At 60.5% G+C, this 16036-nt stretch carries 16 protein-coding genes and 1 tRNA gene; 13 read left to right on the forward strand and 4 right to left on the reverse strand.

From position 1 onward, the window contains the following. Positions 1-12: 12 nt before the first annotated feature. Complete coding sequence (locus tag U1A53_RS19420) at positions 13-1428, reverse strand: FAD-dependent oxidoreductase (protein WP_322283512.1); 1416 nt, start codon at positions 1426-1428, stop codon at positions 13-15. A gap of 81 nt (positions 1429-1509) precedes the next feature. Here U1A53_RS19420 and U1A53_RS19425 point away from each other — a divergent pair, with 81 nt between their 5' ends. Further along, positions 1510-2808: a Gfo/Idh/MocA family oxidoreductase gene (locus U1A53_RS19425; RefSeq protein WP_322283513.1), complete on the forward strand. Its 1299-nt coding sequence runs from the start codon at positions 1510-1512 to the stop codon at positions 2806-2808. Between the two features lie 5 nt (positions 2809-2813). On the opposite strand, the gene U1A53_RS19430 is transcribed toward U1A53_RS19425, so the two are convergent. Next, a complete protein-coding gene (locus U1A53_RS19430; RefSeq protein ID WP_322283514.1) occupies positions 2814-3584 on the reverse strand; it encodes an RNA methyltransferase in 771 nt (256 codons plus the stop codon). A gap of 150 nt (positions 3585-3734) precedes the next feature. On the opposite strand from U1A53_RS19430, the gene U1A53_RS19435 reads away from it, so the two are divergent. Then, positions 3735-3809, forward strand: a tRNA-Thr gene (locus U1A53_RS19435). Between the two features lies 1 nt (position 3810). Here the strand turns inward: U1A53_RS19435 and def are convergent. Next, positions 3811-4371 carry a peptide deformylase gene (gene def, locus U1A53_RS19440; RefSeq protein ID WP_322283515.1) on the reverse strand — a complete coding sequence of 187 codons (561 nt, stop codon included), beginning with the start codon at positions 4369-4371 and terminating at the stop codon, positions 3811-3813. Positions 4372-4465: 94 nt separating this feature from the next. On the opposite strand from def, the gene U1A53_RS19445 reads away from it, so the two are divergent. The 6 genes from U1A53_RS19445 (at position 4466) to U1A53_RS19470 (ending at position 13012) form a co-directional block, all read left to right on the forward strand. Beyond that, positions 4466-5803: an MFS transporter gene (locus U1A53_RS19445; RefSeq protein WP_322283516.1), complete on the forward strand. Its 1338-nt coding sequence runs from the start codon at positions 4466-4468 to the stop codon at positions 5801-5803. Between the two features lie 21 nt (positions 5804-5824). Next, positions 5825-6484 carry a hypothetical protein gene (locus tag U1A53_RS19450; protein WP_322283517.1) on the forward strand — a complete coding sequence of 220 codons (660 nt, stop codon included), beginning with the start codon at positions 5825-5827 and terminating at the stop codon, positions 6482-6484. 60 nt (positions 6485-6544) lie between these two features. Further along, entirely contained in the window at positions 6545-7873 is a 1329-nt protein-coding gene (locus tag U1A53_RS19455) for a dipeptidase (RefSeq protein WP_322283518.1), read from the forward strand. Positions 7874-7953: 80 nt separating this feature from the next. After that, on the forward strand, positions 7954-8802 hold the full coding sequence (locus U1A53_RS19460; protein ID WP_322283519.1) for an EF-hand domain-containing protein: 849 nt from the start codon (positions 7954-7956) through the stop codon (positions 8800-8802). A gap of 355 nt (positions 8803-9157) precedes the next feature. Continuing rightward, on the forward strand, positions 9158-11005 hold the full coding sequence (locus tag U1A53_RS19465) for a penicillin-binding transpeptidase domain-containing protein (RefSeq protein WP_322283520.1): 1848 nt from the start codon (positions 9158-9160) through the stop codon (positions 11003-11005). A 6-nt stretch (positions 11006-11011) separates the two neighbouring features. After that, a complete protein-coding gene (locus U1A53_RS19470) occupies positions 11012-13012 on the forward strand; it encodes a transglycosylase domain-containing protein (RefSeq protein WP_322283521.1) in 2001 nt (666 codons plus the stop codon). A 26-nt stretch (positions 13013-13038) separates the two neighbouring features. Here U1A53_RS19470 and U1A53_RS19475 read toward each other — a convergent pair whose 3' ends face one another. After that, positions 13039-13854 carry a sugar phosphate isomerase/epimerase family protein gene (locus tag U1A53_RS19475; protein WP_322283522.1) on the reverse strand — a complete coding sequence of 272 codons (816 nt, stop codon included), beginning with the start codon at positions 13852-13854 and terminating at the stop codon, positions 13039-13041. Positions 13855-13998: 144 nt separating this feature from the next. On the opposite strand from U1A53_RS19475, the gene U1A53_RS19480 reads away from it, so the two are divergent. Genes U1A53_RS19480 through U1A53_RS19500 form a run of 5 tightly spaced genes read left to right on the forward strand, consistent with a single transcriptional unit; the run spans position 13999 to position 16002 of the window. Then, positions 13999-14259, forward strand: coding sequence for a hypothetical protein (locus tag U1A53_RS19480; protein WP_322283523.1), 261 nt, complete (start codon positions 13999-14001; stop codon positions 14257-14259). Beyond that, on the forward strand, positions 14237-14521 hold the full coding sequence (locus U1A53_RS19485) for a hypothetical protein (protein WP_322283524.1): 285 nt from the start codon (positions 14237-14239) through the stop codon (positions 14519-14521). Before U1A53_RS19480 ends, U1A53_RS19485 begins: the two co-directional genes overlap by 23 nt. A 30-nt stretch (positions 14522-14551) precedes the next feature. Beyond that, on the forward strand, positions 14552-15244 hold the full coding sequence (locus tag U1A53_RS19490; protein WP_322283525.1) for a DUF1573 domain-containing protein: 693 nt from the start codon (positions 14552-14554) through the stop codon (positions 15242-15244). 12 nt (positions 15245-15256) lie between these two features. After that, positions 15257-15694, forward strand: a complete 438-nt coding sequence (locus tag U1A53_RS19495) for a rhodanese-like domain-containing protein (protein WP_322283526.1) — start codon at positions 15257-15259, stop codon at positions 15692-15694. 41 nt (positions 15695-15735) lie between these two features. Beyond that, entirely contained in the window at positions 15736-16002 is a 267-nt protein-coding gene (locus U1A53_RS19500) for a GlsB/YeaQ/YmgE family stress response membrane protein (protein ID WP_322283527.1), read from the forward strand. The last annotated feature ends 34 nt before the right edge of the window (positions 16003-16036 follow it).

The following is a 16036-nucleotide window of genomic DNA, read 5'->3' on the forward strand; positions in this document are numbered from 1 at the left end:
TCCGATCCTGTTTCAGTCAGCGAGCTGATCCGCGATCTCCTCGGCGGGATAGGTCCAGATCTCGCTTAGCGTCGGGTGGTAGTGTGGAATGGCCATGAACTGCTTCACGGTGGCGCGGAAGTTCATGGCGATGACGACTTCATGAATTAACTCCGTCGCTTCGGGGCCGACGACGCAGGCACCGAGGATCTCGCCGGTCTCGGCGTGAGCGAGCATCTTCACGAAGCCGGCAATCTCGCCCATGACCATGGACTTGCCGTGGTCGTTGAAGGGATAGCTGGCGCTGAGGAAGGGGATGCTCTGCGCCTTGAGCTTCTCAGTCGTGGCTCCGACGACGGCAACCTGTGGATGGGAAAAGACACCAAAGAGAGTCAGTCGGTAGTCGATGGTTTCATCGGCGGACGAGCCTTTGAGAAATTTGGAGGCGTTGCGCGCGGCGATTTCGCCCTGCTGGATGGCGAGGTGGACGACATCGAGCGGGCTGCACACATCACCTGCGGCGAAGATGTGTGGCTGGGAGGTCTGCATGCGGTCGTTGACGACGATCTTGGTCTTGTGCAGGGACACCTGGGCTTTTTCGAGATCGAGTTCGCGTGTTGCAGGCTGGCGGCCCATGGCGAGGAGGATTTGATCGACGAGAATGGCGTGCGTGTGTCCGTCGGTGGTGAATTCAACGCGCTTGCGGCCTTCGTGGGTGGAAATGCGGTTGAGGTGCGTGCCGAGATGTACGGTCATGCCGCGTTCTGTGTAAGCTTTGGCGATGACATCGCTGCATTCGCGATCGAGGCCGGTGAGAAGCTGGGAGTTGCGCTGAATGAGTGTGATTTGGCAGCCCATCGCCTCAAGGTAGTGTGCCATTTCAAGAGCGATGGCTCCGCCGCCGAGTACGGCAATGCTGTGCGGCAGTGAATCGGCATCCAGCACGTCATCACTGGTCCAGTAGCCGGTTTCGGCGAGTCCAGGCACGTCGGGAACGGCAACCTCGGAACCGGTGGCGATGCAGAAGCTGCGTGCGGTGATTTGGAAGCTGGCGGAACCGTCGCGCGGGACGACTTCGACGGTGTGTGGGTTCAGAAAGCGGGCGTGGCCGCGATAAAGGACGAAACGACCGTCTTCGAGCTGTCCCTGACGATAACCGGCGAAGTCGGCGATCAGAGTGCGTTTGCGATCACGAATGGCTCGCACATCGACGCCGTGGGAGGTGGCTTTGAGGCCGAATTCGGCGGTGTGGCGGATGTGGAGCTGGCGGTTGGCGGATTCGATGAGCGTCTTGCTCGGCATGCAGCCGCGCAGGATGCACAGGCCGCCGAGTTCAGATGCGCCGTCGATCACGGTGACGCTCAATCCGGCACTGTGAGCCGTTCTAGCCGCCGCGTAGCCGCCGCTGCCGCCGCCGATGACCACGAAATCAAAATGGTGTTCTGCCATGCGAAGAAATGCAGGGGAGGAGAGACGTTCGCAAGCTGTGGTATTGCCAAACTCGGAGCGGTCGAAGTAATCTCCTTTCCCATGAAATCCCGCCGCTTATTCCTTTCCCAGATCATTGCCACTGGTGTTGCTCCTGCGTTTGTTCCCGCACATGTGCTGCGCTCGCAGACAGCGCCGTCCAACAAGATCACACTGGGAGTAATCGGTGTCGGTGCGCAAGGCACAGGAGACATGCGGGCATTCCTGAATCACGACGATGTGCGGGTGACGGCACTCTGCGACGTGAACACAAAGAACATTGAGCGTGCCAAGGGGATCATCGCCGAGCGCTACGGCAGCGCGGATGTGAAGGTGTATCGCGATTTTCGTGAACTGAACCGGGATGCATTGATTGATGCCGTGCTGATGGCGCTGCCGGTGCATTGGCACAGTATTCCGGCCACGGATGCGATTATGAATGGCAAGCACATCTATCACGAGAAACCGATGGGCATGTCGATGGTCGAATCGAAGCATGTGCGGGCGGCGGTGAAGAAGACAGGCGTGGTGTTTCAGTTTGGCACGCAGCAGCGCAGTGATTTGAAGTTCCGCTGGGCCTGCGAACTCGCGCGCAATGGCCGCTTGGGCAAACTGAAGGAGATTCAGGTCGGTGTTCCCGGTGGGAAGATCGGTCCTGACTTTCCGGAGCAACCGGTGCCGGAACATGTGGACTGGGAGCGCTGGGTCGGGCCTGCACCGATGACGCCGTTCAACACGGAGAAGCTCAAGCGCGACAATCACGAGAACATCACGAATTTCTCACTCGGCATGATCTCGTGCTGGGGCATCCATCACCTCGACATAGCCCAATGGGGCAATGGCACGGATGAAACGGGGCCGATCAGCGTCGAAGGCGAGGCGACGTATCCCGAAAAAGGCGGCTGTGACGCTGTCTTGACCTGGAAGATGCGTTTTGAATACGCGAACGCGGCTCCGATCACCTTTGTGAATGAGAAGAACATGGACATTGGCCACGGGACTCGCTTCATCGGTGAAAATGGCTGGGTGCATGTGCTGCGCGGCAAGATCAGCGCCAGCGACGATGCCATCCTACGCGATCCGGCGAACAAGGCGGGCACGATGCCGGTCAAGCTGATCGAGAGCGTCGAACATACGCGCAATTTTGTGGATGTGATCAAGACAGGGCAGCGGGCGATTTGCGACATTGAGACGGCAGTGCGTTCTGACACGCTGCCACAGCTCACAGCGATGGCCTTGAAGGCGAAGCGCAAGCTGCTCTGGGACCCAATGACGGAGATGTTCACGAATGACGAGGCTGCGAATGCGCTCATGAATGCCCGGCCGTTCCGAGGTGAATGGAAGCTGCCGGAGATTGCTTGATTCGACTACCGTCGTTGCCTCACCGCTTCAAACAAGATTGCGGCACCGGCTGCGGCGACGTTGAGTGATTCGACAGGCATGTGCAGCGGAATGCGCACGTGAGCATCGCAAGCGTTCATGATTTCGGTGCTGGCTCCACGGCCTTCGTTGCCGAGGATGAGCAGCGTGGGTTGACGCCAATCATAGTCATAGTGCGAAAGATCGGCCTCGCCGGTGGCCACGACAGTCTTGAGGCCACGGCTGCGGCAGGTTTCGAGAGTGCCGAGGCCAGAGACGTCGGCCAGAATAGGCAGGCGGAAAGCGGAACCCATCGAGCTGCGCAGGGTTTTGGGCGCAAAGGCATCGGCGGAGCCTGCAAAGGAAAAAAATCCGTTCACACCAGCGGCTTCCGCCGTGCGGACGAGCGTCCCGAGATTGCCGGGGTCTTGGATGCGATCGAGGCCGAGGATGAGCGGCGATTGGCTCTCGAACATGCGATCCAGTGTCGGCCACGGGCGTTCGGCGATGACGATGAGGCCTTGAGTGGAGGTGGTGTCGCTCAGCGATTCGAGCACAGACTCGGAAAGCTGGAAAACTGGGCAGGTGATGCGTTCCAGTAACTTTTGCTGCGATTCGGAAGGTTCGGCGGTGGTGAAGCAGGCGTGGAGCTTGAGTTCCGAGGAAACACACTCGGCCACGAGGCGCTCTCCCTCGATGAAGATCAGTTCACGCTCACGGCCTTCGCGCACGCGGCGGGCGTGTTTGATGCGTTCGTTGGAGGAGCTGGTGATGAGCATGCGGGTGAATTTCTGCGCCGTCCGACCTTCCTGCCGCCGAGATCGAGAGGCAAGTGTTCTTGCTTTGCCTGACCCGCCCATTCTCTCAAGCTTCTGCAAATCCATTTGCCGAATGAATGCGGGCGTTTACTATCGCGCCCTCACGGACCTGCCAGCATAGCTCAGTGGTAGAGCAGCGGTTTTGTAAACCGCAGGTCGTCGGTTCGACCCCGACTGCTGGCTCCACTCAATCGTCCTCTGTCCATTCCTCCATCAGCCGGGCGAGTTTGCGCTTGATGCTGACTTTGGCGACGGCGTTGAGGCGGTCGATAAAGAGAATGCCGTTGAGGTGATCAATTTCGTGCTGGAAGGCACGGGCCAGCAGGCCGTCGGTTTCGACGGTGACGGTTTTGCCGTCGAGATCCATATAGGTGACCTTGATCTCGTAGGCGCGGCGGATGTCGCCGCGCAAACGCGGGAAACTGAGGCAGCCCTCCTCGCCGATTTCCTTGGCGCTGCCGAGTTCGAGCTTGGGATTGATGAGGATGACGGGCATGTGCTGCGGCATGTCGATCTTCTGGCCGTCGATCTTCATGTAGCTGATGCTGTCGGGATTGTGCGCGAGATCAATGACTGCGAGCTGTACCTCCACGCCGACCTGCGGTGCGGCGAGGCCGATGCCGTTCGCCTCATGCATCGTTTCGAGCATGTCGGCGGCCAAGGTGCGGAGGTCGGGCGTGATGTCGGTCACATCGCGGCACTTGGCGCGGAGCACGGGGTCGGGGTAGCGGACGATTTTGCGGATCATGCCTGCCCTTATCACCGGCTTTTCACCGGCTCAAGCGCGGGAGTGGTTTTGTCCTTGCCAAGTTGTGGCGGGTTCCCTAGCCTCGCGGCCACTTATGACCGACACTGCCTCCCGATCTCCGCACACGACCAAACTGTTCATCATGATGGTGCTGGAATTTTTCATTTGGGGGGCGTGGCTGCCGAAAATCTTCGGTTACCTGCCGGCGGTGGGATTCAGTGGCAATGAGCAGCTTGCTATCTTGCTGGCATTCCCGGTCTCGGCAATCCTGGGCATGTTTTTCAGCAATCAGTTTGCGGACCGCCATTTCGCTGCCGAGAAATTCATGGCCTTCAGCCACTTGGTGTCGGGCCTGGCAATCCTGGGTCTGGGCTTCCTCCCCGCGGATGCGGCAGGGAAGGTGGCTTTCTGGCCGTTCTTCACACTGATGTCCGTCCACTGCCTGCTGTATGTGCCGACGATGTCGATCGCCAACACGCTGGCTTTCGCGAACATTCGTGATGCGGCGAAGGAGTATGGCATCGTGCGCATGGGCGGCACTGTTGGCTGGATTCTCGCGGCCTGGCCTTTCATCTTCCTGTTGGTGGACTGGGACAAAGTGAGCGCCGCGAATCCGCAGGGCATGGTGGCCTGGCTTGACGTCGCCTTTGCCAGCCCGCTGGAGGGGGACAAGCTGGTGGCAGGCACTCGCTGGACGTACATTGTGGCGGGCGTTGCTTCGCTGCTACTGGCGGGTTTCAGCCTGACGCTGCCGCACACTCCGCCGAAAAAGGCTGCCGCCGGGGAGTCCTCCGCGCTGGTGAAGGCGTTCGGCGTACTCAAGCATCCCGTGATACTGGTGCTGTGGATCGTCACGATGATCGACTCGTTCGTTCACAACACCTATTTCTTCCACACCGACAACTTCCTGAAGAGCGCCAGCGTCGGCATTCCGGCGAATTGGACGCAGGCGGTCATGAGTGTGGGCCAGATCGCGGAAATCCTCACCATGCTGGTGCTCGGCCTTACCTTGAAAAAGCTAGGCTGGAAGACCACCATGATCATCGGCATCGCCGGTCATGCGTTGCGCTTCCTGGTGTATGCTTTCGTGCCGCAGCACCAGTGGTTGATGGTCGGCGTGCAGCTCATCCACGGCATCTGCTACGCTTTCTACTTCGCCACCATCTATATCTATGTGGAAAAGAGCTGCCCGACTGACATCCGCACCAGCGCCCAAGGTCTCTTCAACCTCATGATCTTCGGCCTTGGCGACATTCTGGCCAAATTCTACTGGATCTACTTTGGTAACGCCAAGTACACCCTGGCGGACGGCTCCATGGACTGGAGGAACTTGTTCCTTCTGCCATCTGCCCTGGCCGTGCTGGCGATGCTCATCCTGCTCTTCTTCTTCCGGCCGCCCACTCGGGCTCCCGAAGGTGAAGTCACGCACTAATTCGCTCCCACAGCCATCGCCATGAAGTTCGTTCTGTTCTCTCTCCTGGTGCTGACCACCGCCCTCCCCGCCGCAGACAAAAAGCCCAAGGCTATGCGCACGAAGGACATTCGCGTGGGCGAGACGCTGCTGGCAGACAACTTTGACAGCGAGAAGCTGGATGCGAAGTGGCTGTTCAACAAAGGCGGCGGTGAGTTTGGCTCGAAGTTTCCCATCAAGGATGGCGCGCTGGAATTGGACCAGGGCGGCGCGCAGGGCGCGGTGATCTGGCGCGAGTTTCCCACGCAGACGCAGGACGGGGCCATCCAGCTCCTGGTGAAGCCATGGGCGTGCAATTGGATCGCCTTTGGCTTTTACGGGCCGCCGGATGAGGTAGACAAACGCCCTGCGGCCCACCGCAAGCTGGCCATCGTGGTGAGCAAGGCCGGTGGTGTCGTCATCCGCGATGTCAAAAGCCAGGACTCGCTGAAGGCGGTGAACCTGAAGCTGGCGCCGGAGGAGTGGCACCGCGTGTGTTTTGAATCGAAGGGGGAGCAGATCACCATTCAGGTGAACGACCGCGTGGTGCTGGAGTACAAAACCGGGCTGACCACAGGCCCAAAGGCAGGCATGCTGATCAATCTGTATGGTGGCAAGGGCAGCGTGGATGAGATCGAGGTGAAGGCCGCGCTGGTGAAATAAAATTAGGATTCGCGGACACGTTGGAATGCTGTTGGTTTGCCGCCACACATATTCCTTTCCATGAATCCTCCTGGCCTCGACCATCTCCTCACCTGCCTGCGTTTTCCCTCCGTCTCCACCGACTCCGCGCGTCGTTCTGATGTGCGTGCGTGTGCCGAATGGCTCTTGAGTAAGGTGCGTGAGATGGGATTGACGGGAGAGTTGCATGAGACGCCCGGTCATCCGGTGCTGCTGGCAAAAAATAAACACATCGCCGGTCGTCGCACGGTGCTGCTGTATGCGCACTACGATGTGCAGCCTGCGGAGCCGCTGGGGGAGTGGAAAACGCCCGCGTTTGAGCCGACAATCCGCGATGGCCGCATCTTCTGCCGTGGTGCGACGGACAACAAAGGCCAGCTCATGGCGCACATGCAAGGGTTGGCCGAAACGCTGGCGAAGCATGCCGATCTGCCGGTGAATTTGACCCTGCTGTTTGAAGGTGAGGAAGAAATCGGCAGCCCGAACTTGAAGCCGTTCCTGGAACAGCATTGCGATGAGTTGAAATGCGATGTCGTGGCGATTTCGGACACCGGCATGGTCGCGCCAGGAGTCGGCACGTTCACGTATGGCTTGCGCGGCATCGCCTGCATGGAGGCCAAAGTGCATGGCCCGGCGATTGATCTGCACAGCGGCATCTTCGGTGGTGCCATTGCGAATCCAGTCACAGCCGTGGCACGTTTGACCGCCATCCTGCATGATGCGGAAGGACGTGTGAAGATCGACGGCTTCTACGACGGTGTGCGTGACATCGCGGATTGGGAGCGCAAGGCCTGGGCCGAATTGGGCGATGGTGATGCCGAGATGCTCGAACTCACCGGATCGCCTGCGCTGTTCGGCGAACCGGGCTACACCGAACGCGAACGCCGCTGGGCGCGTCCCACCGCCGAAGTGAATGGCATCGGTGGCGGTTATCAGGGCGAAGGCTCGAAGACCGTGATTGGTCGCGAAGCGTTTGTGAAGCTGTCGTTTCGTCTCGTGCCGGATCAAAACCCGGATGTCGTGCTGAAGCGCGCCGAGGCTCATTTGCGGGCACATTTGCCAAAGGGTGTTCGTCTTGAAATCATCCCAGGCCACACCGGCATGCCGTATCTGATGGACCCGCATTCCACGCTCGGCACCGCAGCCCAGCGGGCGCTGAAAAAAGTCTTCGGCGACAAGATTGCGCTCATCCGTGAAGGCGGCAGCATCCCCATCGTGCAGGCCTTCAAAGACGTGCTCAAAGCCGACACGCTGCTGCTCGGACTCGCGCTGCCGGACTGCCAGGCGCATGCGCCGAATGAGAACTTCCCCATCGCGAATTTCGAGGCCGGCGTGCGCCTGAATCAGGCGCTGCTGGCGGAGCTGGTGTGAAAATTTTGCACAGCTCGCAACCAAGTCGTGGGGCGCTGGTTTGAGCCGTCGTGCTTCAAACAACCAAACGCACTCACGACATGAAACTCAAAAAAACATTCATCTACGGCATCAGTATCCTGTGCCTGAGCTGCTTCGCCAGCGCTCAGGAAGGCGAACGCAAAGGACCGCCTCCTGAAGGCGGCCAACCCGGCAGACCTCCTGGTGCTCCCGGAGGCCCGCAAGGCGGCGGCGACGCCGCAAATCGTGTCGCGGAATTCGTCAAACGTGCAGACACCGACGCTGACGGCAAGATCAGCAAAGACGAGTTCGCCAACATGGGCAAAAAGGAGAGCGAAGACCGCTTCGGCAAAATGGACGCTAACAGCGACGGTTTTGTGGATCAGGACGAGATCGGCAAGATCTCGCAACTGATGCGCGGTGGCGCTGGCAGTCAGGGACAGGGCATGCGCCGTCCTGAAGGTGGCCCTCCCGGCGGCTCCCCTGGAGGAGAAGGCGGATTCCGTCGTCCCCCCGGCAGTGAAGGTGGTTCTCCCGGCGCTCGTCCCGAAGGCGGGCCGCGCCCCGAAGGTGGCCCGCGTCCTGAGGGCATGCGCCCCGGTGGTCCTGGCGGTGAAGGCGGCCAGCGTGGAGGCGGCATGTTTGGTGATCCCAAGGAAATGTTCAAACGCATGGACGCCGACGCCAACGGCAGCGTCTCCGAAGACGAGTACATCAAGGCTACGGAGAAGATGCGTGAGATGATGCGCAGTCGTGGCGGCCAACCCGGCCAGCCTGGACAGCCCGGTCAGGGTGGTGCGCGTCGTCCCGAAGGTGGTGCTCCAGGAGGCGAAGGCGGCTTCCGCCGTCCGCCGACCGAAGGTGATGCACCGAAACCCGATGGCGACAAGCCCGCGCCTGCCCCGGACAAGCCGAAAGACCCTGCATAATCAGAGTCTCTGATCTCAATCACGCTGCGGGATGGTCGAAGGGCCATCCCGCTTTTGTTGGTAGGCGGCCTCTTGGCCTCTTCGAGCCGCCATCGTTATCAGGTGAAGCTCCTCGCGTGAGCATCAGGGAAACCATGGAATAACAACTGGCGTCCATTGGTTGCGGCCTGCCGCACTGGCTACAAGGCTTGCATGACGCGGCTCGGGTGACGGCGGGGCTTGTGATGCGCCGAGAGAGGCTTATGGGTGAGGCATGGTCGCAGTCGCTGACTTCAGGCTCAAAAACGAAATCCACCCACACAGGCGCTCGCTCCGCCTGCATATCTTCGCGCTGGCTGTAGGTGGCATGATGGTGGTGTCATCACTCTCACACGGTCAGGAGGCTCCGGTCCCGGGGTTTGTGCCAGGCACCGGCTCGCGCACGGATGTGAAGCCCTTCTATTTTGCCGTGCCTGCTCCACGCGGACAGATTCTGGACCGCAAGGGCCGCCCGCTGGCGCAAAACACCACGGTGCGCCGCTTGCAAGTGACGGTGCCGTCAGCGCAGCGGAGCACGCTCGAAACCTACACCGGCTGGCTGGAGAAGACCCTCGTCGAACTCAGCAAGGATGTGCCTGCGGCCCGCATGCCGGAACCGGATCAGTTGAAGCGCCATTACGAAGACCGCCGCGAACTTCCCGTGACGGTGAGTGATGTGTTGCCCAATGAAGCGGTCTTCGATGCGAAGAAGCATCCGCATGCCAACGTGCGCACGGAGTATGTGCGGCATTACCCGCAGGGGGACATGGCGGCGCATCTCTTGGGCTATGTCTCGTCGGAAGGTGCTCCTCCCGCCGGTCCCATCTTGCGGGGAGAGCCGCTCTGGCAGCGCACAGGCGGGGCAGCGGGACTGGAGGCAGCCTTTAACAAACAGCTCACCGGCACAGACGGCACGCTGTGCGTCATGATGTCCGATGCGGGCGCCGTCGCTTATGAGCAGGTCTTTGCCGCACCCGAGGGCGGACGTGATGTCGTCACCACGTTGAATCTCGACACGCAGCTTGCCGCCGAGGCTGCGCTGAAACAGTCTGGCAAACGCGGAGCCGTCGTCATCGTGGACGCGTTCACCGGCGACATCCGCGCGATGGCGAGCAATCCACGTTTTGATCCCAATGCCTTCGCGCGCGGCATTTCCAGCAGCGACTTCGCCGCGCTCACGCAGAACATCGACGGTCCGCTCTTTGATCGCGCCGTGCAGGGCAGTTATCCGCCAGGCTCGGTCTTCAAGCCCATCGTTGTCATGGCCGGACTGCGCGCCGCGACGGTGGACGCCTTTCGTGAGTTCGAGTGCGGTCCCACGCTGATGATTGACGGTCGCGAGTTCGACAACTGGTCCAAGGATGACCGCGGCTGGTTCAATGCGCGTGCCGCCATCATCCGCTCCTGCAACACGTACTTCTATCAGTCCGCCATGGTGACGCGGGACATGCCCATTCTCTACATGGCGCATGAGTTCGGCTTCGGCACGTCACCTGTTCTGCCGCTGAAAACCTCCGCAGGCTCGCTGCCGAAACGCGCACCCTCGAATCATGACCTGGCGAATCTGTCCATCGGCCAGGGCGTCACGGAAGCCTCGCCGCTGCAGATGGCGCTGGCGATGGCCACCCTGGCCAATGGTGCCTGTCGTCCACGTCCGCGATTGGTGATGCAGACGCAGTCCCAGACCGGCCAGGTCAGTGATGTGACCAGCCCGGCGCGTGAAACCCTCATTCCCGTGAGTGATGTGGACCTCGAGACCGTGAGGCACGCGATGTTCGGCGTGGTGAATCACGTCAACGGCACTGGCAAGGCGGCACGCTTGAAAAATGTGCCCGTGTTTGGCAAAACTGGCACCGCCCAGTGGGTGCTGCGAGGAGAGAAGGCCAACGTAGTCTGGTTTGCCGGCTATGTGGGCACCACCCCGCCACTGGCCTTCACCGTGACCATCGAGGGAAATGCCGGCCAGGGCGGTCTCTCGGGCGGCGGCACGGCGGCACCGGTCATCGCGAAGGTTCTGCGCGACATCCAGGAACGACCTGCCATCCACGGCGTGAGTTATGAAAAGGGCACCGTCACCGAAGAATCAGATCCTCTCACCGCGCCTTTGACGCCTGCCTTCATGCTCGGCGCACCGCCGCCGCCTCCACCGGAGCGTGAGGGCTTCTTCTCACGCCTCTTTCGCTGACCAACCATGAAATTTTTTCTCCACAAGCTTCGCGAACGCTGGCGGCGGCTTCCCACCTGGCTGCGTCGCCTGGGTGGCGCGTGCGCCATCGTGTTTCTCATCGGGCTCGTGACCCTGGGCATCGTCTGGCAGCACTATGCAGGCATTGCCGCCACCTACGACATGGCGGCGCTCACCCGTGGGCAGAATGAGACTCTCATCGTGGATGTCAGGGGCGAACTCATTGGCAGCGCCAGCGATATTGAGCGCGAGCCGGTCACGCTCCAGAACGTGCCTCCGCATCTGATCCAGGCCGTCATCGCCACGGAAGACGCGCGCTTTTACTCCCACCCAGGCTTTGATCTCGTCGGACTCATGCGTGCCGCCGTGGCGAACTTCACCTCGCACGGCATCCGGCAGGGCGGCAGCACCATCACACAGCAGCTCGCGCGCAATGCCTTTGGCCTCCAAGGGCGGACCTATGAGCGGAAGCTGACGGAAATTTTTCTGGCCATGCGCATCGAGCGCGAGCGCACGAAGGATCAAATCCTCACGGACTACCTGAACCGCATTTATCTCGGCCACGGCTGTAGCGGCGTGGGTGCAGCCGCGCGTTGCTACTTTGGCAAGGATGTGCGCGACATCACTCTTATCGAGGCCGCCACGCTGGCAGGCATCATCAAGGCCCCCGTTACTTTCTCGCCGATTACCCAGCCGAAGTTGGCGCGTCAAAAGCGTGACCTCACGCTGAAGCGAATGGCAGAGACCGGGGCCATCACCGAGGCGGAGGCCGCTGCCGCTCAGGATGCGCCTGTCGTCGTTCGGCATGACAAGACCCGCGTGCGCACCGGCTACATGCTGGCCGCCGCCCGGGCGGAATTTCAGCGCATGGGCCTCAAGCCGGGCACACCGCCAACCATGTCGATGACCCTGCGTCTGGACTGGCAGCAGCGTCTTGATGACATGATGCGCCAGCACTTGGACACGCTCGCGCCCAAGGACAAAAACGGGCTGCAAGGAGCCGTGATCGTGCTGGACAATCGCTCCGGGGCCATCCTCGCCATGCAAGGCGGGCGCGACTTCACCACCAGCCCCTTCAATCGCGCTCTGGAGGGCGTCCGACCTCCTGGCACCGCCTTTCTCCCGCTCGTCTATGCCACCGCGCTCACCTTGCAGCCGGATGTCACCGATTTTCCCATGATCGACGGTCCCCTCGACAACAAGCAGGCCATGATCGGCGGCCTCGTGGGCACCCTCGGCGAGTGGGGTGCCGATGGTGAGGCGGTGACTTACACTGGCGGCACCATCACCCCCATGCAGGCGCTCTTGGAGGGTCGCACCGCCGCCACCGTCCGGCTTGGTTATCAAGTCGGTTTGGATCCCCTCCGTGCCGCGCTCGGTCGCTGCGGTTTCACCACACCGCTGCGCACAGAGGCTGCCTTCACCCTCGGCCAGAGCCATGCGCGCCTCATTGAGCTAGCCCGTGCCTTCACCGCCATCGCCAATGACGGCCGCCCTTGCCCGCTGCCCCGCCTGCTCCTTTCATCCTCTTCTCCTCGCAGCGACGAAGTCTTCACTCCTGCCGCCGCGTCCCATGTTCGCAATACCATGATCTCAGGCATGATGCGGCCTGAATACCGCAAGCCTCTCGTCGAGCATAAGCTCGCACAAAAAAGCATCGCCGGCTTCGGCGGCGTCACCTACGACCGCACCGATGCGTGGTTCATCGGCTCTGATCGCGCCCTTACCTGCCTCGTCTGGATCGGCCACGACAAAGACATCCCCATTGCTCCCAAGGCCACAGCAGCCACCGCCGCTCTTCCTCTCTGGGCCGCCGTCTTTGAGATGGTCACCGCCGGCCAGCCCAAGGGCTGGGATGCCAAAGGAGGCCTCCCAAAACTGCTGGCCGTTCCCCTTCGCGCCCTGCCCGTGGAGGATGAAGTCCGCGTCCCCGCCATTCCTCCCGCCTCTGAAGTCGTGCTCGGCCCCGACCCCTACCGCACCGCAGCGGTCCCGGTTGCTCCATAGGCTGCAAAACAGATGCGGTGGGAGCCTTACAGCCCCATCACTTTCTTCAGATAGTCAATGCTCTGCCGTGCAATCGTCGGCGCATCCGGTGTGTAATCGAACACCTCCACAGAAAGGTAGCCGTCATACTTGGTTTCGCGCAGCGCCGCGATGATCGGCTCGTACTTCACCTCGCCCTGGCCGGGCCCACGTAAGTTGGGATCGTTCGTGTGGAAATGCACCGTCCATTCCTTGCTGTCGCGGATGATGTCGGGAATCGGCTTCGATTCGTCGCTCATGGCCTTCACGTCGAGGTGCAGCTTGCAGGAAGGATGATCCACCAACTTGCACAGGCGGATGGTTTCTTCCGCCGTGTTCAAAAAGTTCGTTTCCTTGCGCCCCAGCGGCTCCATGGCGATCACCACGCCGTATTTGCCGCATTCCTCGGCCACTTCGCGCACGCAATCGGCCGCACGTTTGAAGGCGTCCTCGTAATTCCACTCCGGCAGCACGTTGCGCGCCTTCGGACTGCCCCAGACCATGATTCGTCCACCCGTCGCGCCACAGAACTGCGCCAGATGACGGCCGAACTTCACCGTCTCCTTGCGCTGGAGCGCGTCAGGCGTCGTGATGTGAAACCACGTTGGTTTCGTCAGCAGCCAGTGCAGGCCGAGGATTTCGAGGCCGAACGATTTCGCCTTTGCGCAAAACGTCAGCGCTTCCTCCACGGTCAGTTCCCGTGGATCATCCTTCAGCGTGAAGGGCGCCAGCTCAATGGCGTGATAGCCTGCTGCTGCGGCATCCTCACACATTTTCTCAAAGGTCCAGTTCTGGTAGGTCTCGTTACAGATCGCGAATCGCATAGGCGGGCAGATTGGGCGCTCATGGCGTTGACGTCAACTTGGGAGGTGTTCATGCCGGACGATGAATATCTGCTCGCAAATCCGACGGATATGCGTCACCTTGGCGCCATGAGCATGACCACGCTGACTCCCACAAGCGCCCGCATGAACCTTTCCAGCCTGCTACGGCGGGCCTTGAAGGGTGATGACATCGGCATCGTCATGGACGGGAAGATCATCGCGCTCCGTCCGGTGACGGTGGAAGCCACCGACTACGCGATGCGCGAGTATGGCGTGACCGCCGATGAGCTGGCCGGTTTTGAAAAGAAAGTTCATGGCAAAATCGAAAAAGAACGGAAAGCAGGAAAGCTCCGCGAGTTCACCGGCGACATCGAAGCCCTCGTTGCGGGCAAGAGTCACCGATGATCTGCTGGATCAGATCCGCCAGCGCTCCAAGGCCGGCCGCAAGGTGATCGGCGAGACGATGAATGCCGTGCTTGCTGCCTGGGGCCATCCGCATCTGCATTCCGGCGTCAGCATCCGCCGCCTGACCAAAACCATCTTCGAGTGCCGTGTCGGATTGGACGAGCGGCTGGTTTTTGTTTTTATCGCTACACCACCTGAACTGCTGTTCTTCTTCATCGGTGATCACGATGAGGTTCAGGCACTCATCCGTTCGATGAGATAGCGTTGTCAGCATCTTGTGTTAAATTTCCCCATGTCAGCCGCCCGCCTCATCCTCCTTGCGCTCGCCAGTAGCGCCATTGCCCACGCCGAACTCACGCTCGACGTGTCTGCGATTGAATTGAAACCCAAACCCGAGGACGAGGAGGTCGAAACCACGTTCAAGTTCCGCAACAAAGGCGGCAAGACCGTCAAAATCCTTGGCCTCGAGAGCGCCTGCTCCTGCCTCAGCGCCGAACTCGACAAGGCGGAATACAAACCCGGCGAAGTCGGCACCGGCCATGCCTCGTTCAAGGTTTCCACCTTCATTGGCCGCCACGAAAAGTCCGTCACCGTCAGCACCGATGACCCCAAACAGCCCGAGTGGCAGGTGAATTTCATCCTCGACGTGCCTGCGGTCGTGGACATCAAGCCGAAGACGCTCGAATGGTTCATCGGCGACACCCCTGGGTCAAAATCCAGCCTCGTGCGTTTCACGGGAGATGAGCCGATGAAAATCATCAAAGTCACGCCCATCCGCGACAACGTGAATTTTGACTGGAAGGAACTGAAGGAGGGGCGTGAATACCTCGTCACTGTGACGCCCAAGTCCACGCAGGACGTCACGATGAGCGCGTTGAAGATCGAGACCAGCAGCAGCATCGCCAAATACCGCAACCAGCTCGTGTTTTTCTCCATCAGCCGGAAGCCGGAGCCGCAGCCAGCAACGACCGCTGCCAAGAAATAACCTGGCTGCTTTATGCTTCGTTCCATTCGACAGGCTTTCATCCTTTTGCTGCTCGCCTCTGCGGCCGCTTGGGCCACCCATGCCTGGCATCCACGTGCCCCGGCGCTGTATCTCGTCGAGGAACCGCTGCGAAATGACGAAGTCAGCATGCAGGTCATTCAAGAACGTTGGAAGGGTGATGTCCTGTGGATCGACGCCCGTATCCAGGAACAGTATGATGCAGCACACATCCCAGGTGCTCTCCTGCTCAATGAGCAGGGCTTTGAGCAGCAGTTGTTCAATTACCTCGATGGCCTGCAGGTGAACACCAAGCCCATCGTGGTCTATTGCAGCGCCGCGAAGTGTGATGCTAGCCGCAAGGTGCTCGAACGTCTCAAGCAAATGCTGCCCATTGAGAACGCTTTTGTGCTCAAAGGTGGTTGGAAGGCATGGGAGAGCGCCAACAAATGACATTGACGGCATCCGGTATTTTTCCGTAGCATGGCGGTCCTATGTCACTCCAAGCACTTCTCATCTGGTCCGTTCTAGGTCTGGTCGCCGGCATCATTGCCAAGCTCATCATGCCGGGCAGGCAGGGCATCAACCCCATCACCACGGTGCTGCTCGGTATCGCCGGCAGCATCATTGGCGGCAAAGTCGGCAGTCTGGTCAACTGGGGTGTTGCGGGTGAATTCAGCGTCAAGGGCATCATCACCGCCGTCGGCGGCGCTGTGCTGTTGATGTTTGTGTGGGGTTTGATTTTCAAGAAGAAGGCGTGAGCGGCTGTGGTTGCTAGGCGGTGTTCGCGCACGT

It is taken from the genome of Prosthecobacter sp. (genome assembly GCF_034366625.1).
In the GTDB taxonomy this organism is placed as follows: Bacteria; Verrucomicrobiota; Verrucomicrobiia; order Verrucomicrobiales; family Verrucomicrobiaceae; genus Prosthecobacter.

Coding starts and splice junctions, on each gene's coding strand:
- U1A53_RS19420 (WP_322283512.1), bottom strand. CDS start 1,428: ATGGCAGAACACCATTTTGATTTCGTGGTCATCGGCGGCGGCAGCGGC.
- U1A53_RS19425 (WP_322283513.1), top strand. CDS start 1,510: ATGAAATCCCGCCGCTTATTCCTTTCCCAGATCATTGCCACTGGTGTT.
- U1A53_RS19430 (WP_322283514.1), bottom strand. CDS start 3,584: ATGCTCATCACCAGCTCCTCCAACGAACGCATCAAACACGCCCGCCGC.
- def (WP_322283515.1), bottom strand. CDS start 4,371: ATGATCCGCAAAATCGTCCGCTACCCCGACCCCGTGCTCCGCGCCAAG.
- U1A53_RS19445 (WP_322283516.1), top strand. CDS start 4,466: ATGACCGACACTGCCTCCCGATCTCCGCACACGACCAAACTGTTCATC.
- U1A53_RS19450 (WP_322283517.1), top strand. CDS start 5,825: ATGAAGTTCGTTCTGTTCTCTCTCCTGGTGCTGACCACCGCCCTCCCC.
- U1A53_RS19455 (WP_322283518.1), top strand. CDS start 6,545: ATGAATCCTCCTGGCCTCGACCATCTCCTCACCTGCCTGCGTTTTCCC.
- U1A53_RS19460 (WP_322283519.1), top strand. CDS start 7,954: ATGAAACTCAAAAAAACATTCATCTACGGCATCAGTATCCTGTGCCTG.
- U1A53_RS19470 (WP_322283521.1), top strand. CDS start 11,012: ATGAAATTTTTTCTCCACAAGCTTCGCGAACGCTGGCGGCGGCTTCCC.
- U1A53_RS19475 (WP_322283522.1), bottom strand. CDS start 13,854: ATGCGATTCGCGATCTGTAACGAGACCTACCAGAACTGGACCTTTGAG.
- U1A53_RS19480 (WP_322283523.1), top strand. CDS start 13,999: ATGAACCTTTCCAGCCTGCTACGGCGGGCCTTGAAGGGTGATGACATC.
- U1A53_RS19490 (WP_322283525.1), top strand. CDS start 14,552: ATGTCAGCCGCCCGCCTCATCCTCCTTGCGCTCGCCAGTAGCGCCATT.
- U1A53_RS19495 (WP_322283526.1), top strand. CDS start 15,257: ATGCTTCGTTCCATTCGACAGGCTTTCATCCTTTTGCTGCTCGCCTCT.
- U1A53_RS19500 (WP_322283527.1), top strand. CDS start 15,736: ATGTCACTCCAAGCACTTCTCATCTGGTCCGTTCTAGGTCTGGTCGCC.